Source organism: Pontivivens nitratireducens (genome assembly GCF_014235845.1).
Classification (GTDB): Bacteria; Pseudomonadota; Alphaproteobacteria; order Rhodobacterales; family Rhodobacteraceae; genus Pontivivens; species Pontivivens nitratireducens.
The window spans coordinates 1-22,847 of the sequence record NZ_JACJUQ010000006.1 but is presented as its reverse complement, the minus strand read 5'-3'; the positions used below and the strand labels follow the sequence as shown (position 1 = coordinate 22,847).

Below are 22,847 nucleotides of genomic sequence, written 5' to 3'. Positions count from 1 at the left end.
GCCGCGATGGGTCGCATCACTCAGGAGGCGGCCCTTCGCGCCCTTTACGGTGAGAAAAGCGCCCGCAGCGTGGCCAAGGAGCTGCACGGGCTCGATACGCATTGCCGTACCTTCATCGCGGCCTCTCCGTTCCTCGTGATGTCCACTTCCGGGCCTGACGGACTGGACGTGACACCGCGCGGCGATGCCCCCGGTTTCGTGATCGTCGAGGATGACACCCATCTGCTGATCCCCGACCGGCCCGGCAACAATCGTTTGGACAACCTGACCAATCTGCTGGGCGATCCGGCCATCGGTCTGATCTTCATGATACCGGGGGTGCGCGAAACGCTGCGGGTGCGTGGCATCGCGGACATCCATGACGATGCCGACCTGTGCGACCGCTGCGCCGCGCATGGCAGACCCGCGCTGAGCGTGCTGCGGGTGAAGGTGACACGCGCCTATCTGCATTGCGCCAAGTCGATGCTGCGATCCGGCCTGTGGCAGCCCCAGACATGGGGCGAGCAGCGTCCGGTGCCCACGATGGGGCAGATGATTGCCGACCAGACCGGCACTGACGATCAGCCCGAGAGCGAGGAGCAGATGCTCGCCCGCTATGCCAAGGCACTGTACTAGGGCGTCTCGTTCGGCATCAGACCCTTCAGTTCATAGATCAGATCCAATGCCTCGCGCGGGCTCAATCCGTCGGGCAGAATGTCCGCCAGCCTGCTTTCGACCTTGGATTCCGTCTTGGCAGGTTGGGGCGCGGGGGCGGGTACGGAGAACAGGGGCAAGTCGTCGATCAGGGTTTTCGTCTTGCCGCCCTGTTCGCGTTCGCCCTTTTCGAGGATGTCCAGAACGCTGCGCGCCCGCTCCACCACGGGGGCGGGCAATCCGGCCAGCCGTGCGACCTGAACCCCATAGGACCGATCCGCTGCGCCCTCACGTACCTCATGCAGGAAAACGACGTTCCCCTCCCACTCACGCACGGCGACGGTGGCGTTGGATACGCCGTCCAGCTTGTCTGACAGGGCGGTCATCTCATGGTAATGCGTGGCAAACAGGGCACGTGCGCCGTTGACGTCGTGCAAATGCTCCATCACCGCCCACGCAATGCTGAGGCCGTCATAGGTCGCCGTTCCGCGCCCGATCTCATCCAGAATGACCAGCGCACGCGGACCGGCCCGGTTCAGGATTGCCGCCGTTTCCACCATCTCCACCATGAAGGTGGATCGTCCCCGCGCCAGATCGTCCGCCGCGCCGACCCGCGAAAACAGCTGATCGACCAAGCCGATATGGGCCGAGGCGGCAGGCACGAACGCGCCGATCTGCGCCAGCAGCGCGATGATCGCGTTTTGTCGCAGCCAGGTCGATTTACCCGCCATGTTCGGACCCGTCAGCAGGACGATGCGGGCGGCATCCTCGCCCTCCGCGCTCAGATCGCAATCGTTGGGAATGAACTCCGGCCCGCCCTGTCGGCGCAGGGCACGCTCCACCACGGGATGACGCCCGCCGACGATGGCGAAGCTGCGCGACATGTCCAGCACGGGGCGGGTCCAGTCGCTGTCCACGGCCAGTTCCGCCAGCCCTGTCGCCACGTCCAGTTCCGCCAGCGCCCGCGCGGCGGCATTGATCGCGGCCCCGTCCGCCAGCACGGCCTCACGCATGCGGGTGAACTGTTCCAGCTCCAACTCCAACGTGCGCGCGCCCGCATTGAGGATGCGCGTTTCCAGTTCGGACAATTCGACAGTGGTGAACCGCACTGCATTCGCCGTGGTCTGGCGGTGGATGAAGGTGTCTGACAGCGGTGCGGACAGCATCTTTTCCGCATGGGTGGCGGTCGTTTCGATGAAATAGCCCAGCACGTTGTTATGCTTGATCTTCAACGCGGTGACGCTTGCGATCTCCGCATATTTCGCCTGCATCGAGGCGATGACACCGCGCCCCTCGTCGCGCAGGGTGCGCACCTCGTCCAGATCGACATCCACGCCCTCGGCCACGAAACCGCCGTCGCGTTTCAGCAAAGGCGGTTCGGCCACCAGCGCCGCGTTCAGCAAGTTGGCGCAATCGGGCAGGGTGGCCAGCGCCCGCGCGGCCTGCGCCACCTGATCGGGCAGTTCGCCGCTCAGGGCGTGGGCAACTCGTTCGCCTGCGCGCAACCCGTTTCGGATGGCGGCGAGGTCGCGCGGCCCGCCACGGTCCAGCGCCAGCCGCGTCAGCGCGCGATCCATGTCGGGAGCCTGCCGCAAGGCCTCACGCAGATCGGCGCTCAGCGTGCGATCCTCGACGAAGGCCTGCACCGCGTCCAGCCTGCCACGTATGGTTTCCAGATCGGTTGAGGGGGCGCACAGTCGCGTTTCCAGCAAGCGTGCCCCCGCGCCTGTTACCGTACGGTCGATGGCGGTCAGAAGGCTGCCCTCACGCCCACCGCTGAGCGCGTGGGTCAGTTCCAGATTGCGGCGGGTCGCGGCGTCGATCTGCATCGCAGCGCCCTGATGCTCCTGCACCGGGGGGCGGATCAGGGGCAGGCGGCCCTTTTGCGTGATGTCCACATAGTCGATCAGCGCGCCGAGCGCCGCAAGCTCCGCCCGGTCGAACTGCCCGAACCCGTCCAGCGAGCCGGTGCCATAGAGGGTTTCCAACCGGGTTCGCGCGGCCTCACTGTCGAAGCTGGCACGACCCAGCGGCGTGACGACGGCCGGGTCCTCATCCAGGGCGGGGGGAACCTCGCCCTCCACGACCAGAACCTCACGCGGGCCGGTGCGGGCCAGCATCGGGCCCAACGTTACCAGCGGGCAGCGCGCGACGTGCAGTTCGCCGGTGCTCAGGTCCAGCCAGGCATAGGCCCCGGCATCGCGTACCTGGGCATAAGCGGCCAGATAATTGTGCCGCCGCGCGTCCAGCAGGGTATCCTCGGTCAGGGTGCCGGGGGTGACCAGTCGGACAACCTCACGCTTGACCACAGCCTTGTAGCCGCGCTTCTTCGCCTCCGCCGGGCTTTCCATCTGATCGCAGACGGCGACGCGGAACCCCTTGCGGATCAGGGTCAGCAGATACCCCTCCGCCGCGTGCTGCGGCACGCCGCACATCGCGATGTCCTTTCCTTCGTGCTTGCCACGTTTGGTCAGCGCGATGTCGAGCGCCGCCGCGGCCGCGACCGCATCGTCAAAGAACATCTCGTAGAAATCGCCCATCCGGTAGAACAGCAGCGCATCGGGGTACTGGGCCTTGATCTCCAGAAACTGCGCCATCATCGGCGTCGCGGTATTCGACATTCCGGCCCCCTTCGCTTGGTCGAACTGTCCTAACGTGCCGTCGGAGTGGCGAAAAGCCTTTGTGCGCCCGGCATGGCCCGCTAAACGTGTCGAAAAGCAAAATTCAAGGGACAGGTGGATGACCAGGAAGACACGGATAACGGATGAGGACGCGCTGGCATATCACCTGGCGCCCACGCCGGGTAAGCTGGAGGTTCGCGCCTCTACCGCGATGACAACGCAGCGCGATCTCAGCCTTGCCTATTCGCCCGGCGTCGCCGTCCCGTGCGAGGCGATCGCGAGGGACCCCGCGCTGGCCTATGACTATACCACCAAGGGCAACATGGTCGCCGTGATCTCGAACGGTACGGCGGTTCTGGGGCTGGGCAATCTGGGCGCGCTGGCGTCCAAGCCGGTGATGGAGGGCAAGGCGGTGCTGTTCAAACGCTTCGCTGACGTGAACTCCATCGACCTCGAACTGGATACCGAGGATCCAGAGGCCTTCATCAACGCGGTCAAGCTGATGGGCCCGTCCTTCGGCGGCATCAACCTTGAGGATATCAAGGCCCCCGAATGTTTCATCATCGAGCAGCGGTTGAAGGAGGAGATGGACATTCCCGTCTTTCACGATGACCAGCACGGCACCGCCGTGATCTGTGCCGCCGGTTTGATGAACGCGCTGCGGATTTCCGGCAAGAAGATCGAGGATTGCAAGATCGTGCTCAATGGCGCCGGTGCCGCCGGGATCGCCTGTATCGAATTGATCAAGGCGATGGGTGCGCGCCACGACAATTGCATCGCCTGCGACACGAAAGGCGTCATCTATCAGGGTCGGACCGAGGGGATGAACCAATGGAAGAGCGCCCACGCCGCCCATACCGATGACCGCACGTTGGAGGACGCGATGCACGGGGCCGACGTTTTTCTGGGCGTATCGGTCAAAGGTGCCGTAACGGCGAAGATGATCGCCAGCATGGCGCGGAACCCGGTGATCTTCGCCATGGCCAACCCCGACCCGGAAATCACGCCGGAGGAAGCGCATGCCGTGCGTGAGGACGCCATCGTCGCCACCGGGCGGTCGGATTACCCCAATCAGGTCAACAACGTGCTGGGCTTTCCCTACCTGTTTCGCGGTGCGCTCGATATTCACGCCCGTGCCATCAACGATGAGATGAAGATCGCCTGTGCCGAGGCCTTGGCCGATCTGGCCCGGCAGGACGTGCCGGACGAGGTGGCGATGGCCTATGGGCGCAAGCTGCAATTCGGGCGCGATTACATCATCCCCACACCCTTCGACCCGCGCCTGATCCACGTGGTCCCCCCGGCCGTGGCCAAGGCGGGAATGGATACGGGTGTCGCGCGCCGTCCGATCATCGACATGGACAGCTATGAACTGGCGCTGAAATCCCGGCTGGATCCGACGGCATCGGTGCTCGACGGCCTGTTCAACCGGGCACGCAGGGCGCAGGCGCGCATGATCTTCGCCGAGGGGGATGACGAACGTGTGGTGCGCGCGGCGTTGACCTATCGACGCTCTGGCCTCGGCCAGGCGCTGGTGGTCGGACGGCGCGATGAAATCGCCGCCATGCTGGAGGCGTCCGGTCAGCCCGATGCGATTGATGAGATCGAGGTGGTGAACGCGGGCACCGTCGACAACCTGCAACAGATGGCCGACTACCTGTACGCGCGGCTGCAACGCAAGGGGTTGGACCAGCGCGATTGCTACCGCCTCGCCAGTCGGGACAGGCATGTCTTTGCGGCGCTGATGCTGGCGCATGACATGGCGGACGGCATGGTGACGGGGGCCACGCGGAAAAGCGCGCAGGTCCTGTCGCAGATCGGCCTGGTGTTCGATGCGACGGCGGCGGATGGCGCGGTCGGAATCTCCGCGATCCTGCATAACGGGCGGCTGATCCTGATCGCGGACACGCTGGTGCACGAATGGCCGGAACGTGAGGACCTCGCCAATATCGCGGAGCAGGCCGCGAAGGTCGCCCGGTCGCTGGGTCTGGAACCACGTGTGGCGTTCTGCTCGTTCTCCAATTTCGGCTACCCTGTGTCCGAGCGGGCGGAGAAGATGCACCACGCGGTCGAGGCGCTGGACGCGCGAAATGTCGATTTCGAATATGATGGCGAAATGACCGTCGATGTCGCGCTGAACGCCGACGTGATGCGGCAATACCCATTTTGCCGCCTGTCCGGCCCAGCGAACATCATCGTGGTTCCAGCGCGCCATTCCGCGTCGATCTCCGTCAAGATGATGCAGGAACTGGCGGGTGCGACGGTGATCGGGCCGATCCTCAGCGGGATCGACCGTCAGGTAAAACTGACCTCGACCACCGCCACGGTCAGGGACATCCTGCACATGGCGCTGATGGCGGCCTGTCGTGTCGGCTGATCGTCCGGGCGGTGGGCTGTAGCTGCCCCCTGAATCAAACGATCCCTGAATCGAAAACGCCCGCGCGGGATGCACGGGCGTTTTCAGATTTCGCAAAGGGTGCGGCGGATCAGCCGGTGCCGCGCATCCCGTCCCAGAATCCCTTGACCTTGGACAGGAAGTCCTCGCTGTCCGGGCTGTTCTTGACGCTTTCCGCCTTGAACTCGGACAGCAATTCCTTTTGCCGGGCCGTCAGATTGACCGGCGTTTCCACTGCCAACTCGATATAGAGATCGCCGACGCCCTGACCGCGCAGATGCGGCATACCCTTGCTGCGCAGCCGCAACTGCTTGCCCGATTGCACACCGGCGGGGACCTTCACGCGGCTGCGGCCGCCATCCAGATTGGGGGCCTCGATATCGCCGCCCAGGGCCGCAGTCGCCATCGGCACGGGAATCCGGCAGAACAGGTTGACGCCATCGCGTTCGAAAATCGGGTGGCTGGCCACTTCGATGAAGATATAAAGATCGCCCGACGGTCCACCGCGCAGGCCTGCCTCGCCCTCACCAGCCAGACGGATCCGCGTGCCGGTCTCTACCCCCTTGGGAATATTGACGGTCAGCGTGCGTTCCTTCTCGACCCGGCCGGTGCCGCCACAATTGCGACAAGGGTTCTTGATGATCTGGCCGCGACCTTCACAGGTCGGACATGCCCGCTCGATCGTAAAGAAACCCTGCTGCGCGCGGACCTTTCCCATGCCTGAACAGGTGGGGCAGGTCGCGGGTTCCGCGCCGCCCTCCGCGCCGGTGCCCTCACACACATCACAGGTGGAGGAGCCGGGAACGGTGATGCTTGCCTGCTTGCCGGCGAAGGCTTCCTCCAGCGTGATGCGCATGTTGTAGCGCAGATCGGAGCCGCGCGTGGCACGTTGCCCGCCCCGGCCACCGCCGCGCTGACCGCCCATGAAATCGCCGAACAGATCGTCGAACACGTCCGAGAACGCGGAGGAAAAGTCCGCCCCGCCCTGCGCGCGCCGCCCGCCGCCGCCCCCCATGCCACCCTCGAAGGCAGCGTGGCCGTAGCGGTCATAGGCCGCCCGCTTCTCAGGATCCTTCAGAACGTCATGCGCTTCGTTCGCCTCCTTGAACAGCCCCTCGGATTTGGGGTTGTCAGGATTGCGGTCGGGGTGATGTTCCATCACCTTCTTCTTGAACGCTTTCTTGATTTCAGCCTCGGTCGCGCCCTTGGACACGCCCAGAACCTCATAATAGTCACGTTTTGACATATCAGGTGTCTTTCCCCTTGAAAGGATCGTTCCGTCCTACCTGCAAGCTGACATCACGGCGAGCTTGAAGTCCTGCAACGGCGAGAATTTCACCGATCTTGTTCTTCCAAAGCGCGGCCTTGCCATGTTCGCGTGCCGCGTTGGAAAATTTCTGTGCGTTGCTGTTGTCGGAAAGTATTTTACGAAAGGCCTCGACGATCTCGTCAAGACTGTTGCCGTCTACGATGTATCCGGTTTTATCGGAAATGACTGCCTCGGGGGCGCCACCCTGATTACCAGTGATGCTGGCCAGGCCGTGCAATGCGGCTTCGAGATAAGTAATCCCGAAACCTTCACGTTCCTGCCCGATCTGCCGGCCCGGTTGTGCAAAGAGATTTGCGGATTCGAACAATGCCGTTTTGCGCCCGCCCTCTACGCGGCCAGTGAAAACGACATGATCGCGAACGCCCAAATCCTGGGCGAGCGTGCTGAGCCTGGCGTGGTCCTCTCCATCCCCCGCGATTACCAGTTTGATACCGGGAAATTCCGGGACAAGTTCTGCAATGGCCCGGATCGTTTGATCATGACCTTTCAGCGGTATAAGGCGCGACAGGGAAAGAATACGTGCGGATGAGGATCCGAACTGCTTCTCGGCCCAATCCCGGTCATCCTTACTGGACGGCGCAGGTTCCTGCACGGGAGGGTTTATGACCTGAACGGTTGTGCCTTCCGGGATCATCCCGTCAGCTCTTCTACGTGTTTCATCGGAAACGCATATCAAAGCAGATGCCCACTGCAATGCCGTATGTATACGATCCGATTTCGACGCCTTGAATTCATTCCCATGACCGAAAGTCACAACCGGGCAGCGCAATTTGCGACCAATCGCTTCGACACTTTTCCATGAACAGGTGTAGATTGCCTCGACCTTGCCAGATTGTGCCAGGTAACGCAGACGAAGCGCCTTGAGCCTTTGTCTGAGCGGACGCGGGCCGCGAAACCTCTCGATCTTGTAAGGTTGCAGAACATCATCACCGCGGCGCCCGTCGGCCAGAACCAGCACCTCGTATCCAGCTGCAACGCATTCAGATGCAAGCCCCGACATGAGGGCTTCGATTCCACCGGATTTTGGGGGAAAGGTCTGCGCTGAAATTACAATCATGATGCTGATCCTGCCTGCAAGAAATACGGCCCGACGTATCGGGCCGCATCTCTATTCACCGCGGAGTGCGATCAGGACGCCTTCTTGTCGTCGTCATCGACATCGGTGTAGTCCGCGTCAACGACATCGTCCTCACCCATTGCATCGTCGGCGGCACGCGGTTCGCTGTCGTCCTCGCCTTCTTCCTCCTGCGCCTTGTAGATGGCTTCACCCAGCTTCATGGCGGATTCGGTCAGGTTCTGCATGGACGACTTGATCTTGCCGGTATTGTCGCCTTCCAGCGCGTCCTTGAGCTGCGCGATGGCCAGCTCGATGGCCTCGACCGTGGTGGAGCTGACCTTGTCCTTGTGCTCCTCCAGCGATTTCTCGGTGGAGTCCATCAGGCTTTCCGCCTGGTTGCGGGCCTCGACCAGTTCGCGGCGTTCCTTGTCGGCTTCCGCGTTCTCCTCGGCCTCGCGGACCATCGCCTCGATGTCCTCATCGGACAGACCGCCGCTCGCCTGAATGGTGATCTTGTGCTCCTTGTTCGTCCCCTTGTCCTTGGCGGAGACGGACACGATGCCGTTGGCGTCGATGTCGAAGGTCACTTCGATCTGCGGCAGACCGCGCGGCGCCGGGGGGATGTCCTCCAAGTTGAACTGGCCCAGGATCTTGTTGTCCGCGGCCATCTCACGCTCACCCTGGAACACCCGGATCGTCACGGCGTTCTGGTTGTCCTCGGCGGTGGAGAAGATCTGCGACTTCTTCGTCGGGATCGTGGTGTTGCGGTCGATCAGGCGGGTGAACACGCCACCCAGCGTTTCGATGCCCAGGCTCAGCGGGGTCACGTCGAGCAGGACCACGTCCTTGACGTCGCCTTGCAGAACACCGGCCTGAATGGCGGCGCCCATCGCGACAACCTCATCGGGGTTCACACCCTTGTGCGGCTCCTTGCCGAAGAACTTGGTCACTTCCTCGTACACCTTGGGCATACGGGTCATGCCGCCGACCATCACGACCTCGTCGATATCGGAGGTGGTCAGGCCCGCATCCTTCAACGCGGCCTTCAGCGGCTTGATCGAACGGGCGATCAGGTCGGAGACCAGGCTTTCCAGCTTGGCGCGGGTCAGCTTCATGACGAGGTGAACCGGCTGCTTGGTGTCCGGGTTCATCGAGATGAACGGCTGGTTGATTTCGGTCTGCGAGGTGGAGGACAGCTCGATCTTCGCCTTCTCCGCCGCTTCCTTCAGACGCTGCAGCGCCAGCTTGTCGCCGCGCAGGTCGATGCCGTTCTCTTTCTTGAACTGATCGGCGAGGTATTCGACGATGCGCATGTCGAAATCTTCACCACCCAGGAACGTGTCGCCATTGGTGGATTTCACTTCGAACAGGCCTTCGTCGATCTCCAGGATCGAGATGTCGAACGTACCGCCGCCAAGGTCATAGACCGCGATGGTCTTGGAGCCTTCCTTGTCGAGGCCATAGGCCAGCGCCGCCGCGGTCGGCTCGTTGATGATGCGCAGCACTTCGAGGCCCGCGATCTTGCCCGCGTCCTTGGTGGCCTGACGCTGGGCGTCGTTGAAATAGGCGGGAACGGTGATGACGGCCTTTTCGACCTTCTCACCCAGATATTGCTCCGCCGTTTCCTTCATCTTTTGCAGGATGAACGCGGAGACCTGGCTGGGGGAATATTTCTCACCCCGTGCCTCGACCCACGCGTCGCCGTTCGGCCCCTCGACGATGTTGAAGGGAACCATGCTCTTGTCCTTCTCGACCAGCGGGTCACCGAACTGGCGGCCGATCAGACGCTTGACAGCGAACAGGGTGTTGGAGGGGTTGGTCACGGCCTGCCGCTTCGCAGGCTGGCCCACGAGGCGCTCATCCTCCGTGAAGCCGACCATGGAGGGCGTCGTGCGCGCGCCTTCCGAGTTTTCAATCACTTTCGCCTGGCTGCCATCCATGATGGCGACGCAGGAGTTGGTTGTTCCGAGGTCAATACCGATAACTTTAGACATGTTGAGTCCCTTTTCTTGGCGATTTTGGGGTCCGGGTCCTGCTCGGAGGCCCCCGCTCCCCATCCCTGCCGATCCCGCTTGTGGAACCGACCGTTACTGAACGGTGATATAGGAGCCGCTTCTTGCCGCCGCAACCATCTGGTTCGCATTGTGTATACATGAGTGCGGGACAGGCGCAGCGGCGTGTATCGGGGTAGTTTGAGCCGCGCGAAACAAACGATCCGAACATGTGGCGGATCGGCAGATACCGGAGGCCGCACATGGACAGGCCCGCAAAGCTGACGGTGCAGGGGTTCGACATCTACAAGAATGCGCTGTCGCGCCCGCAGCAGGAGGATTTGCGCGACGCCGTGCGTGATATCATTCGCGCCGCCCCCCTGATCCGGCCCGTAACCCCCTCCGGCAAGGCGATGAGCGTTCGGATGAGCGCAGCGGGGCGGCTGGGCTGGATCACCGATCGGGCAGGTTACCGTTATAGCCCGACATATCCCGGTGTGCGGGGCAGGGAACAGGCCGAAGAGCAGGCCAGTGACCGGGCCAGTGAACAAGAGTGGCCGCCGATCCCCGAACAAATTCTGGATATCTGGCATCACATGACAGGCATTGCCCGCACGCCCGATTGCTGCCTCGTGAATTATTACGACACCTCCGCCCGGATGGGGATGCATCAGGACCGGGACGAAGGGGATTTCGACTGGCCCGTGCTGTCGATCTCACTTGGGGATACCGCGACCTTTCGCATGGGCGGGGTGAAGCGCGGCGATCCGACCAGCAGCGTGCGGCTGGAAAGCGGCGATATCGTCGTCATGGGCGGTGCCGCGCGGCTGGCATATCATGGGGTGGACCGGATCCTGCCCGGCACCTCGACCCTGTTGCGCGACGGAGGGCGGATCAACCTGACGCTGCGCGTGGTCGATCACGGCTGAACGTCATTCCTGTGCGGGCAGGGGCCGCTTCTTGCCCGAAATATCGACCGCCACGAAGGTAAAGACGGCCTCCGTCACCTTGAGCACTTCACCGCTAGGTTGTCTGGTCACCCAGACCTCCACCCCGATGCGCATGGAGGTCGTGCCCTCGCGCAGCATCTCGGCGTAGATGCTGACCAGATCACCGACATGTACAGGCTTGTGAAAGGTCATCCCCTCCACTGCGACGGTCGTGACACGACCGCGCGCGCGGGTCCGTGCCAGAACCGAGGAGCCGAGGTCCATCTGTCCCATCATCCACCCGCCGAAGATATCTCCGTTTGCGTTGGTGTCCGCCGGCATGGCGAGGGTCTGAAGCGATAGCGTGCCGCTGGGGCAGAGATTTTGTTCCGTCATGACGGCAGAATGCGCATATCGCTGCGATGGGGCAAGCCCTATACGGGCCTCAGGTAACCCCTATGCAGCGTCATCGCGCGCATCCGCCCGCGCGGATTCCCAGGCCAGCATCGCGCGTTTGACCGGCAATCCCCAGTGATAGCCGCCCAGACCGCCGGATTTGCGCATGGCCCGGTGGCACGGGATCAGCCAACTGATCGGATTGCGCCCCACCGCCGTGCCGACGGCGCGCACGGCTGCGGGGTTGCCGATGGCCTGGGCAATTTGCGAATAGCTGGTCACGTGGCCCGAGGGGATCGACAGCAGCGCCTCCCAGACCTTGATCTGGAACGGCGCGCCGATCAGGTGCAGCCGGGCTTCGCCACCCTGCCCGAATGCGGCGCGGGCCCATCCGGCCACGGTGGTGGGTGCCTCGACGAATGTGGCGGCGGGCCAGCGGGCGCACATATCCTCGAACGCCGCCTCCCGTCCGGTTTCCGCCGCGAAGGCCATGCCGCACAGACCCCGATCGGTTCCCATTGCCAGAACCTCGCCAAAGGGGCTGTCGAACCAGCCGTAATCAATGGTCAGCCCGGCTCCGCCCCGGGCATAGTCCCCCGGGGTCATCGCCTCCCACCGCACGAACAGGTCGTGCAACCGGCCCGGCCCCGACAGCCCCGTCTCAAACGTTGTGTCGAGCACGGTAAAACGGTCCTTAAGTAAATGCCGCGCGTGATCCAGCGTCAGATACTGCTGATAGCGTTTGGGGCTGATGCCGACCCAGCGGCTGAACTCCCGCTGGAAATGCGGGGCGCTCAACCCCACGGACGCCGCCACATCGCCCAATGTCGGCTGGTCGAGGCGATTATCCTCGATGTGTTTCAGGGCCCGGGCCATCAGGGCGTATTGCGCGCTGCCGCTCTCTCGTGACATGGGTTTCCCCCTCGTACCGCTGGTTCCTGGACGATCCTCGCACGAAGCACCGCACGCCAGCGACCCGAATCTTGCGGCGGGGCAGGTGGCTCCGCGTGACGTTTCGTCTTTCGGCAGGGGCATCCCAGCCCGCCGGGCGGTTTTCGCCTCGGGTTGACGGATATTCATGGCGCAGGGCGGGATTCTGCCTTTGATCGCAAGGGCCGGGCATGGCATGACGGTCGCCATGTCCACGCCACTTACATATTCCCAGATTGTCGAGGTCTTTACCCGGTTCCGCAACGATTGCGCGGAGCCGAAGGGAGAACTGGATCACGTCAACGCCTTCACCCTCGTCGTTGCCGTCGCGTTGAGCGCGCAGGCAACCGACAAGGGCGTGAACCGCGCGACGCAGGAACTGTTCCGCATCGCGGACACACCGCAAAAGATGCTCGATCTGGGGGAGGAGGGCGTGACGGAACATATCCGCACCATCGGCCTCTACCGCAACAAGGCGAAGAACGTCATCAAGTTGAGCCGTATCCTCGTCGAGGATTTCGGCGGTGAGGTTCCGTCCAGCCGCGCGGCACTGGAATCGCTGCCCGGTGTCGGGCGCAAGACGGCGAACGTGGTGCTGAACATGTGGTTCAAGCATCCCGCGCAGGCGGTCGATACCCATATCTTTCGCGTCGGCAATCGCACGGGTCTGGCCATGGGCAAGGACGTGGTCGCGGTGGAACGCGCGATCGAGGACCGGGTCCCGGCGCAATTCCAGCAACACGCCCATCACTGGCTGATCCTGCACGGGCGCTATACCTGCAAGGCGCGCAAGCCTGATTGCGCGCACTGCCTTATCAACGACATATGTACCTTCGAGGACAAGATTTATGACCAAACGCTATGAAGTCGTGGGCATCGGCAACGCCGTTGTCGATGTGATCGCCCAGTCCGACGACAGCTTTCTGGAACACATGGGCATCACCAAGGGCATCATGCAGCTGGTGGAACGGTCACGGGGCGAAACCCTTTACGCCTCGATGGATGATCGGGTGCAGGCGGCGGGCGGTTCGGTGGCGAACACATTGGCGGGTCTGGGCAATATGGGGCGGTCCACGGCCTTTATCGGGCGCGTGCGCGACGATGCGCTGGGCCGGTTCTATGCCGAGGCGATGACGAATGGCGGCACGGATTTTCCCAATGCCCCGGTGGCATCGGGCGATCTGCCGACATCGCGCTCGATGATCTTCGTCAGCCCGGACGGCGAACGCTCGATGAATACCTATCTGGGCATCTCGTCCGAGGTTGGCCCCGACGACGTTGACGAAGACGTGGTGAAGGAGGCGCAGATTCTGTACCTGGAGGGGTATCTGTTCGACAAGGATCAGGGAAAGGCCGCATTTACCAAGGCTGCACGCGCGGTTCACGCGGCGGGCGGCATGGCGGGCATCGCGCTCAGCGATCCGTTCTGCGTCGATCGGCACCGCGCCGACTTTCAGGCTCTGCTCACCGACGATCTGGACTACGTCATCGGCAATGAGGCTGAATTCAACACGTTATATGAGACGAAGGATCTGGAGGAGACGCTGAAGGCCGCCACCGCCGCCTGCCCGCTGGTCGTGTGCACACGCTCGGGTGACGATGTGATCATCATCCGCGGTGACGAACGGGTCCAGGTTCCGGTGCACCGCGTCGTCCCGGTCGATGCAACGGGCGCGGGCGATCAGTTCGCGGCGGGTTTCCTGAACGGTCTGATCACCGGGCGCAGCCTGCTCGACGCGGGCCGGATGGGATGCATCGCGGCGGCGGAGGTGATCAGCCATATGGGCGCGCGCCCCGAACAGGATCTTCGCCCGCTGTTCGAACAGGCTGGCCTCTGACCTTCGGATTAGACGAAGCCCCCGCCGGACGCGCTGGCGGGGGCAGGATCACTCGGCGGGCACGGCGTGGCCGGGCTGACGCCGCATGCGCCGCCGTGCCCGCCATTCGCCCAAGCGAACGCCCAGCATCAGCATGGCAGGCGTCACGATCAGCGTGAGCACGGTTGCGAACACCAACCCGCCCGCGATGGCGGAGCTCAGCTCCGTCCACCATTGGGTCGAGGGGGCGCCGAACACGATGGAGCGGTTGAAGAAGTCGATATTCACCCCGATCACCATCGGCATCAGGCCGAGCGCGGTGGTCAGTGAGGTCAGAACCACGGGACGCAGACGTTGTGCCCCGGTGCGCAGCAGCGCTTCGCGCGCGGATTGCCCCTCCTTTCGCAGATCGTTGTAGGTGTCGATCAGCACGATATTGTTGTTCACCACGATACCGGCCAGCGCGATCACACCGATCCCGCCCATGACAACGCCGAACGGGCGCCCGGTGATGATCAGCCCCAGCAAGACCCCCGCGACCGAGAAGACGATCGCGCTCATCACCACCAGCGCCTGATACAGGCTGTTGAACTGGGTAACGAGGATGACCACCATCGCGGCAAGGGCGGCGAAAAATGCCGTTATCAGGAACGCGGCGGCATCGGCCTGATCCTGTGCCTCACCTCCGAAAGTCGCCTCGACGGACGGGGGCAGATCCAGTTGGTCTATGGCCGCTTGCAGTTCGATCACCTGATCGTTGGGCAACAGGCCGGGGGCCACGTCGGCCTCGATCGTGATGACGCGCCGCTGATCGCTGCGGTGGATCGTGCCGGAACGTGGCGCAGGCACGAAATCGACGAAGTTGCCGATGGGGATCAGGCCCGCAGCGGTGGGAATGCGCAGGCTCTCCAACTCCTCCAACGTGCGTTCGTTGGCGGGAAAACGGACCCGGATGTCGACCTCGCCCTCAGCGTCGTCGGGGCGGTATTCAGCGACTTCGATCCCATTGGTCAGCAGTTGGACAGCCTGACCCAGAAGAGTGATGTCGGCGCCGAAGCGCGCCGCCTCGGCCCGGTTCACATCCAGTTGCCATTCCACGCCGGGAAGCGGTCGATCGTCGGTAACATCGGTAAATCCGCCGACCCGATCCATGGCCTCGCGGATCATGACCACGGCGGCCTGCTGATCCGCGGCGTTGCGCGATATCACGTCCAGCGCGATGGGCTTGCCCGCGCCGGGACCGGCCTGCTGCACGGCATATTGCACGTCTATGCCAGCAATGTCCGCGACAGCATCGCGGATATCCTCACCGATCTGTTCGGCGGTGCGGCGGGTGTCCCATTCGGTGAATTCAAGCTGGATCGTGCCGATCACGTCCTCATCCGTCTGCCCGCCGCCCAGGGTGGAGCGGGCATAGACGCTCTGAATCTCGTCAAAGTCGAGCAGGCGATCCTCGACCTGGCGCACCAGCTCATCCCGCTCGTAGATCGAGAAGTTATCGCGGGAGCGGATCTGAACCTGCGCGAAATCAGGCTCGACCGAGGGGAAGAACGACACGCCGGTGCCGAACTGGCCATAGGCGACGAAGGACGCAACCAATGCGATAAGTGCGAAGATCAGCGTGCGGCCCGGGCGCAGGATCGCCCATTCCAGCGCGGCGACATAGCCGCCGGCCAGACCCTTCATATCGCGCGGATCGCCGGTTTCGGCAGCGGCGAGTTGCGCACGTTGCCGGGGGGATTGCGGTTGCGCCTTGCCGATCAGGCCGCCCAGCACCGGAATGAAGATCAGCGCCATCAGCAGCGAAGCGCCAAGCGTAACTATCACCGTAATCGGCAGGAATTTCATGAACTCACCCACGATGCCGTCCCAGAACAGCAGCGGGAAAAACACGCTGAGCGTGGTCGCGGTCGAGGCGATGATCGGCCATGCCATGCGCTTTGCCGCATGGGAATAGGCCTGGCGCGGGGTATCGCCGGCCAACAGCCGCCTGTCGGCCAGTTCGGTTGTGACGATGGCACCGTCAACAAGCATCCCCACCACCAGGATCAGGGAAAACAGCACGACGATATTCATCGTGTAGCCCATCATCCACAGCACCGCGACACCGGCCAGGAACGCGCCGGGGATCGACAGGCCGACAAGGATCGAGGTGCGGATGCCCAGGGCGAAAACGATCACGATCATCACCAGCACCACGGCGGCGATGACGTTGTTTTCCAGATCGCCCAGCATGTCCTCGACCTGCGCGCTTTCGTCCTGCATGTATTCGATGCGGACGGTATCGGGCCAGTCGCGGCTGGACTGCTCGATGACGTCCTTCACCTGTGCGACGGTTTCGATAATGTTGGCGCCGACGCGTTTCTTGATCTCCAGCGCCAGCGCGGGCTGGCCGTCGATGCGGGCAAAGCTGTCGGGGTCGCGGTAGGTGCGGCGCACGGTGGCGATGTCCGCGAAGGTGACGACGGTGGTGCCTCGCACCTTGACCGGCATGTTCAGAACGTCGTCCAGATCCTCGATCAGGCCGGGCACCTTGAGCACCAGACGCCCCGCGCCAGTGTCGATGGCCCCGGCGGCGATCAGGCGGTTGTTGCGACTGATCTGTCCGATCAGTTCCTCGAATGTCAGGTTGTAGGTTTCAAAGACGGTAGGGTCGATGAGGACCTCAAGCAGCTCCTGACGCGTGCCGCCGATATCGACTTCCAGCACGCCCTCCAGGGCCTCCATGTCGTCCTGCAAATCCTCGGCGATGCGGATCAGGGTCCGTTCGGGGACGGGGCCGGACAGGATGGTGGTCAGGATCGGAAACAGCGAGGTGTTGACCTCGTTCACGCTGGGTTCGGTGGCGTCCTCGGGCAGGTCCGTCTTGGCGCGGTCCACCGCCTCTCGCACCTTGCTCAGGGCTTCTTCGAACTCGAATCCGGGGTCGAATTCCAGCGTGACGGAGGCATAACCCTCGACCGCGGAGCCGGTCATCTCCTTCAGACCCTCGATGGAGGACAACTCGGTTTCCAGCGGTTCGACCAGCAGACGCTCACTGTCCTCGGGGCTGATCCCCTCCAGCGTGGTGACGACATAGATGATGGGGATCGCAACCTCGGGGGAGGATTCCTTGGGAATCGCGACATAGCCCACGGCGCCGATTGTCAGAATGGATATCAGCAGCAGGGCCACCACGCGGGCCCGCCCGAAGGCGGCGGAGATCAGGCTGTTCATCGGGCGTCTTCCGTATCGTCGGGGGATACGGGGGCCGCCAGATTGACCTGCGCGATCGCCGCCTCGTCACGTGGATCGACCTGCTCCCCGGCGGAGACGAAGCCCTGACCGATGGTGATGATCGTGGCCTGGTCATCCAGCCCCGACACCCAGATCCCGTCGGTCTGGGCCCGCACGATTTCCACAGGGGTGAAGCCGACCGTATTGTCCTCTTCGAGGGTTTTCACACCCAGAATTCCGTCGGTCCCCAGCGCGAGGACCGCGGGGCTGATGAAATGAGCCGTAGCCTCACCCACAGGCACGCGGATCTGGGCCGAAACACCGGAGGGGATGGCCCCGTCCGGGTTCGCGACCTGAACCTCCGCCCGGAACGTGCGTGTCTGTGCATCGGCGCTGCCCGACACGTAGGTCACTGTCCCCTCACGGGTTTCCCCGGTAATGAAGCTGACCATCGCTGACTGGTCTGCACGGATGCCGGACACCGCCTGCTGGGGCACCTGCACCTCGATTGTCAGGGGATCGGTGTCGATGATGCGGCCGACCTCGGTTCCGGCCTGCACATATTCACCTGGGTCGATGGTCAGATCGTCCAGCAATCCGGGAAAGGGCGCGCGGATCACGGTATTGTCCAGCCCCTGCTCGACCGTGGCAAGTTGCGCCTGCGCCGTGGCCAGGGCCGCGCGGGCATCGGTCACACGGTCCTGCGTGGCGACCCCGCGTTCCAGCAGGGACTGCGCGTTTTCCACCTCACGCGTGGCGCGCTCGATCTCGGCGTTGGCCTGGGTCAACTGGGCTGAGCGTTCGGCGGCGGCGATCCGGGCAATCTCGACCCGGGCATCGACGATCTGGCCCTTCTGCACGCTCAGGCTCTCGATCTCGCCCGAGGTTTCGGCACGGATCATCGTCTCCCGATCGGGCAGAGCCTGCCCTTCGGCCACGAAAAACTGCGTGACTTCCTCCGCGACGGAGGCGCGCACGGCGACCGTGGCGGCGCGGCGACCCGCGTCACGTGCTTCTGGCGCGGCGGCTTCCTCAGCCGGAAAGATGTAGCCGCTGCCCATCCAGGCGATCAGCGCCAGCGTCAGGACAGTCGCGACCCAGCCTGAAACACCCGACCCGCCCGAGGTTTCAAAATCGAGCGTGTCCGCCGCATCGGATGCGTCGGTCGTCTTGTTCGTATCGCTCATTATGCCGAGGCCCCGCCGTTAAGTGACTGTAGTTCTGTAAAGTTCCGTATGACTTGGTTGTGGTTAACGTGAAAGTCAACGAAACGGTTCAGATGAACGGTACGTCCCCGGTCGGATCGCCTGTGGCAGTTGCCCCGGTCATAGGAAAAAAATCGTGAATTCAGAATGTTGCTAAGGCCACGCGCCGCGCCGCGCGGCAGATGCCCGGCCAGTTCCCTGACGTGAGCGGTGCAGCCGAATTGATCGGAGAACGCTCCGCGCGGGTCTGTCTGGATATCCATAGACGTTCAATATGGATTTAACCTTGCCGGATGTAAGTGAGCGCGGTTGAACCTTTCGTGACGTAACGAGGGTCAGCTTGCGTCCAGAATCCTTGCATGGCCCGCGCGCCCGATATTCGATCCGCAGGCGATGATGGCGACCCTCTTTCCGGCCAGTTCCGCGCGCAATGGCCCCGTCAGCGCAGCGAAGGAGGCGGCGCAGGCGGGCTCCACCATTAGCGACAAGTCGGTATTGAACCGGCGCATCGCCGCGATCAGCGCGGAATCTGGCAGGGTAAGCATCCGGTCCACATGCGCCTGAACGGCAGAAAAGGTCAGCGGCTCCGCCCGCGATGCGGCCAGGCTGACGGCGACGGTCTGCACGCTGTCCAGGGTCTGCGGCGATCCCGCCTCCACCGAACGGGTCATGCCCGCGGCACCGACAGGCTCCACCCCGATGACCTGACAAGCGGGGGAGAACAGCTTGACCGCGCGCGACACCCCGGCGATCAGGCCACCGCCGCCGACGGGAACGATGATCGCATCCAGATCGGGCAGGGCGCAGACGATCTCGTAACCGCAGGTCGCGGCCCCCAGCAGCATGTGCGGTGCCTCGAACGGATGCAGCTTGGTGCGGCCCGTCTGAGAGGTCTTTTCATCCAGATAGGCCAGATTGGTGGCGGAGCCGCTGGTTCGCTCGATCGTGGCGCCCAGATCGGCCACCCGTGCGACGGTCTGCGGATCTGCGGCCTCCGGCATGATGATCAGGGCGTCGATACCGGCGGCATTCGCGGCCCATGCCACGGCCAGCGCGTGATTGCCCCCGGATGAGGCGATGACCCCTGCCGCGCGTTGCGCATCCGTCATGGCGTCGATGCCCAGCAGCACGCCGCGCGATTTGAAGCTGCCGGCCTGCTGGAACAACTCCATCTTCATGAAGACCTGCGCCCCCTCGGGCAGGACATCGGACAGGCGATCGGTGGTCAGCGGCAGGATCGGCGTCGCCACAATCCGCCCGCGCAGCCGTTTGGCCGCCGCGTCGATCTCGTTGAGATCGGGCATCCGGTGCTCACTTCGTGAGGCGCGCGTAAACCTCATCAATGTCGATCTCCTTCACCGGGGGGTTCCGGTTGGGTTCCTTGGCGTATTTGAACAGGTTGAAATCGCGCCGATAGATCTCAAGCATGATGAAATTCGACAGGTCGTCGAAATAATCCTCAATCGGGTGGGCCTGCTTGGGGCCGTGCCCGGCGCTCTCGTTAAAGCGGGGCATGGTGTCCACGTCGATGGAATGCCGGGTTTCGACCTGCGACAGGACATGCTTCATGCCGTCGTTGAACCGTTCCGTGGGAAAGATGTAATTGTAGCGCCCGCCATTGCGGATCAGCGTCGAGACATGGCCCGAGCAGGCGGACCAGTGAATGTCCGGGTCCATCGGTTTGCGAAACCGGATGGTGTCGCGCACGAACAGCAGGAACCGCCGGAAACTCTTGATCTGATCGAAATCGCCTTCGACCTCCACCCCGTAGCGCTTGGTCAGCATCGGAACCAGATTGCCGCGATAGCGTTTGCCATTGCGCTGGATGCCTGCGATCTTGTCGAAGAAGCTGGACAGGATGCGGCTGTACGGATTGCGCACGGCGGTGAAGGTGTACAGCTCCCGCCCGGTAACGGCGGCCTCCAGCAGGGGTTGGCTGTCCTCAAGCGCCCATTTGTGGATGCCTGATTTTGCGTCGTGAATATCCCCGTCGAAATATTCGCCGTGATCGGCGTAATACATGATCTGACCCACGGTCGAGCAGGCGCATTTCGGCACCACGCGGTAGATCATCGACTGGCTTTCGGTCATCCATGTTCCGGGGAAGGGCATTTTCGCCTCACAGGTAAGTCCTCACCCTTCATTGGAGGCGGCGGAAGTTCAAGTCAAGAAAGCTGAAGCGGTGTCAAAGAGCTTGCCCCGCGCCATGTGTCGTCGCATTGAAGGCATATGGTTCAGATTGCTTATATTCTGCTTTGCCACAAAAACCCCGATGGGGTCATCGCGCAGGCGCGTATGCTCACCGAATTCGGAGATCGCATCGCCATTCACGTGGACAAGAGCGCCCCCCCCGAGGTCTGGAGCACGATTCGAAAGGAGCTGGCAGGCGATCCCAACGTGGTTTTCGCGGACCGGGTCAAATGCGGCTGGGGGGAATGGAGCCTGGTGGTCGCCACGCTCAACGCCTTGCGGATCGCGCGCAAGAGCTGGCCGGATGCCACGCATTTCTACTTCATCTCGGGCGATTGCATGCCAGCGAAATCCCGCGCCTATATCGCCCGGTTTCTGGAGGAAAATGACAAGGATTTCGTCGAGCATCACGACTTTTTCGAAAGCGATTGGATCAAGACCGGGATCAAGAAAGACCGCCTGCACTACCGCCACTATTTCAACGAACGCACCCGAAAGGCGCTGTTTTACGGCTCTCTCAAGCTGCAACGCGCTTTGGGCTTGCAGCGTGGTACGCCGAAGGGGCTGACGATCCATATCGGCTCGCAATGGTGTGTCTTACGGCGCAAGACCCTGGACCGTGTGCTGGACCTGATCGCGCAACGCCGGGACATCCCGAAATTCTTCTCGACCACCTGGATCCCGGATGAGACGTTCTTTCAGACGCTGGTCATGCACGTGACGCCCCGCGATCAGGTGGTCAACCGGACGCTGACATTCCTCGCATTCTCCGATTACGGATTGCCGCTGGTGTTTCACGACGATCACTATGACCTGATCCGAACACAGCCGCATCTGTTCGCGCGGAAGGTGTCCGAAAACGCGCTGAACCTGCGCGATCATCTGCGCGCGCTTTATTCGCAGAAGTTCGACCGCATGGTCACCGCGGATACCGCCGGGGCGCTCTATGCCTATGTCACGCAACGTGGCCGGGTCGGGCGGCGATATGGTGAGCGGTTCTGGGAACGCGGCGGCAAGATCGGCCGGGACAGCGAAATGCTGGTGGTCGTGTGCAAGAAATACCATGTCGGAAAGCGGTTCATGAACGCGGCCCGCCGTGCAGGCGGCCCGCCTGCTCACGGCTATGTCTTCGACGAGGATTCCGGCGTCCTGCCGCAACTTGGCGGGATCGAGACCTCGAAACCCAAGCGGGGTCGCCACCGCCGGGCGGTGTTGCGAATGCTGCTGGAATATCATGGCACGGATCGCTTGATGATCTGCCTCGACCCTTCGAATTTCGAGGCGCTGCGCGATATCCGCGATGATCAGTGCAGCCTGCGAGTGATGGAGTTGCGCACCCATATCGACGATGAGTACCTTTTGGGACATGCGAAACGTGCCGGGCTGCTGCCCGAGGAGGCCCAGATGGCGGATTCGATCCCCTTGATCCGCACCCTGGACCGCCAATTCAAGGATGACAGCAACGCCCTACGCGATCTGGGGCTGACGCATCTATATGCGCTCAACCCCGAGGACAGCGCCGATCTGGCGGGGGAACAGATAGCCCGCTTTCTGGACATCCCCTTCGGAGACGGGCGCGATTTCGCGATCTCCGAATTGACCTTCGACTGAACCTGAACCCCATGAACGAGGAGAGCCACCATGGCCTATACCTATGACGACCAGAACATCTTCGCGAAGATATTGCGCGGTGAAATTCCCAACAAGACGGTGATGGAAACGGAGCATTGCCTCGCGTTCGAGGATATCGCCCCGCAGGCCCCCCAACATGTGCTGGTCATACCCAAAGGCGCCTATGTGACCTTCGACCACTTCGCGGCGGAGGCGAGCGAAGCGGAAATCACCGACTATATCCGCACGCTGGGCAAGGTTGCGCAGCAGATGGGCGTGACGCCGGATGCGGGATCGGGATACCGGATGCTGTCCAATGCTGGACCGGATGGCCATCAGGAGGTGCCGCACCTGCATGTCCACATCTTCGCCGGGGCGTTCCTGGGCCGGATGATCAACGTCCCGAGCGCAAAGGAATAGCGGCCTGCAAGGCGGGCATCGGCCTAGGGCCCCATAATCAGGCTTCCCCATTCGTTCGTCGCGTGATTCAGTATCTCCGACAGAGGAGGTTGTGATGCGGCGACAT

17 protein-coding genes are annotated in these 22,847 nt (G+C 62.9%); 7 read left to right on the top strand and 10 right to left on the bottom strand.

Features of this window, described 5'->3' with window-relative positions:
• Positions 1 to 6: 6 nt before the first annotated feature.
• Positions 7 to 615, top strand: a complete 609-nt coding sequence (locus H1S03_RS08505; RefSeq protein WP_185804055.1) for a pyridoxamine 5'-phosphate oxidase family protein — start codon at positions 7 to 9, stop codon at positions 613 to 615.
• On the opposite strand, the gene mutS is transcribed toward H1S03_RS08505, so the two are convergent.
• Positions 612 to 3,254, bottom strand: coding sequence for a DNA mismatch repair protein MutS (gene mutS, locus H1S03_RS08500; RefSeq protein WP_185804054.1), 2,643 nt, complete (start codon positions 3,252 to 3,254; stop codon positions 612 to 614). The genes H1S03_RS08505 and mutS overlap by 4 nt on opposite strands.
• A gap of 118 nt (positions 3,255 to 3,372) precedes the next feature.
• Between mutS and H1S03_RS08495 the strand changes: the two genes are divergently transcribed.
• Positions 3,373 to 5,631, top strand: a complete 2,259-nt coding sequence (locus tag H1S03_RS08495) for an NADP-dependent malic enzyme (RefSeq protein ID WP_185804053.1) — start codon at positions 3,373 to 3,375, stop codon at positions 5,629 to 5,631.
• 109 nt (positions 5,632 to 5,740) lie between these two features.
• On the opposite strand, the gene dnaJ is transcribed toward H1S03_RS08495, so the two are convergent.
• The 3 genes from dnaJ to dnaK all read right to left on the bottom strand — a co-directional run bounded on the left by dnaJ (position 5,741) and on the right by dnaK (position 10,030).
• On the bottom strand, positions 5,741 to 6,895 hold the full coding sequence (dnaJ, locus tag H1S03_RS08490; RefSeq protein ID WP_185804052.1) for a molecular chaperone DnaJ: 1,155 nt from the start codon (positions 6,893 to 6,895) through the stop codon (positions 5,741 to 5,743).
• 1 nt (position 6,896) lies between these two features.
• Complete coding sequence (locus H1S03_RS08485; protein ID WP_185804051.1) at positions 6,897 to 8,036, bottom strand: glycosyltransferase family 4 protein; 1,140 nt, start codon at positions 8,034 to 8,036, stop codon at positions 6,897 to 6,899.
• Between the two features lie 71 nt (positions 8,037 to 8,107).
• Entirely contained in the window at positions 8,108 to 10,030 is a 1,923-nt protein-coding gene (dnaK, locus tag H1S03_RS08480; RefSeq protein ID WP_185804050.1) for a molecular chaperone DnaK, read from the bottom strand.
• A gap of 260 nt (positions 10,031 to 10,290) precedes the next feature.
• Here dnaK and H1S03_RS08475 point away from each other — a divergent pair, with 260 nt between their 5' ends.
• Positions 10,291 to 10,956, top strand: a complete 666-nt coding sequence (locus tag H1S03_RS08475; RefSeq protein ID WP_185804049.1) for an alpha-ketoglutarate-dependent dioxygenase AlkB family protein — start codon at positions 10,291 to 10,293, stop codon at positions 10,954 to 10,956.
• Positions 10,957 to 10,959: 3 nt separating this feature from the next.
• Here the strand turns inward: H1S03_RS08475 and yciA are convergent, their stop codons facing one another.
• Entirely contained in the window at positions 10,960 to 11,352 is a 393-nt protein-coding gene (gene yciA / locus H1S03_RS08470) for an acyl-CoA thioester hydrolase YciA (protein WP_185804048.1), read from the bottom strand.
• Positions 11,353 to 11,412: 60 nt separating this feature from the next.
• Positions 11,413 to 12,264, bottom strand: coding sequence for a methylated-DNA--[protein]-cysteine S-methyltransferase (locus H1S03_RS08465; protein WP_185804047.1), 852 nt, complete (start codon positions 12,262 to 12,264; stop codon positions 11,413 to 11,415).
• Positions 12,265 to 12,478: 214 nt separating this feature from the next.
• Between H1S03_RS08465 and nth the strand changes: the two genes are divergently transcribed.
• The gene (nth, locus tag H1S03_RS08460; protein ID WP_249777859.1) at positions 12,479 to 13,147 is read left to right on the top strand and encodes an endonuclease III; all 669 of its coding nucleotides are present in this window, start codon (positions 12,479 to 12,481) and stop codon (positions 13,145 to 13,147) included.
• Positions 13,131 to 14,120: an adenosine kinase gene (locus H1S03_RS08455; RefSeq protein WP_185804046.1), complete on the top strand. Its 990-nt coding sequence runs from the start codon at positions 13,131 to 13,133 to the stop codon at positions 14,118 to 14,120. Before nth ends, H1S03_RS08455 begins: the two co-directional genes overlap by 17 nt.
• Before the next feature lie 48 nt (positions 14,121 to 14,168).
• Here H1S03_RS08455 and H1S03_RS08450 read toward each other — a convergent pair whose 3' ends face one another.
• The 4 genes from H1S03_RS08450 to H1S03_RS08435 all read right to left on the bottom strand — a co-directional run bounded on the left by H1S03_RS08450 (position 14,169) and on the right by H1S03_RS08435 (position 20,632).
• The gene (locus tag H1S03_RS08450) at positions 14,169 to 17,315 is read right to left on the bottom strand and encodes an efflux RND transporter permease subunit (protein WP_185804045.1); all 3,147 of its coding nucleotides are present in this window, start codon (positions 17,313 to 17,315) and stop codon (positions 14,169 to 14,171) included.
• The gene (locus tag H1S03_RS08445; protein ID WP_185804044.1) at positions 17,312 to 18,502 is read right to left on the bottom strand and encodes an efflux RND transporter periplasmic adaptor subunit; all 1,191 of its coding nucleotides are present in this window, start codon (positions 18,500 to 18,502) and stop codon (positions 17,312 to 17,314) included. The genes H1S03_RS08450 and H1S03_RS08445 overlap by 4 nt, the downstream gene beginning before the upstream one ends.
• 353 nt (positions 18,503 to 18,855) lie before the next feature.
• Positions 18,856 to 19,824, bottom strand: coding sequence for a pyridoxal-phosphate dependent enzyme (locus tag H1S03_RS08440; RefSeq protein ID WP_185804043.1), 969 nt, complete (start codon positions 19,822 to 19,824; stop codon positions 18,856 to 18,858).
• A gap of 7 nt (positions 19,825 to 19,831) precedes the next feature.
• Entirely contained in the window at positions 19,832 to 20,632 is an 801-nt protein-coding gene (locus H1S03_RS08435; RefSeq protein ID WP_166188570.1) for a sulfotransferase family protein, read from the bottom strand.
• 117 nt (positions 20,633 to 20,749) lie between these two features.
• Between H1S03_RS08435 and H1S03_RS08430 the strand changes: the two genes are divergently transcribed.
• Entirely contained in the window at positions 20,750 to 22,321 is a 1,572-nt protein-coding gene (locus H1S03_RS08430; RefSeq protein WP_185804042.1) for a DUF5928 domain-containing protein, read from the top strand.
• 30 nt (positions 22,322 to 22,351) lie between these two features.
• On the top strand, positions 22,352 to 22,741 hold the full coding sequence (locus H1S03_RS08425) for an HIT domain-containing protein (RefSeq protein ID WP_185804041.1): 390 nt from the start codon (positions 22,352 to 22,354) through the stop codon (positions 22,739 to 22,741).
• Positions 22,742 to 22,847 lie beyond the last annotated feature (106 nt).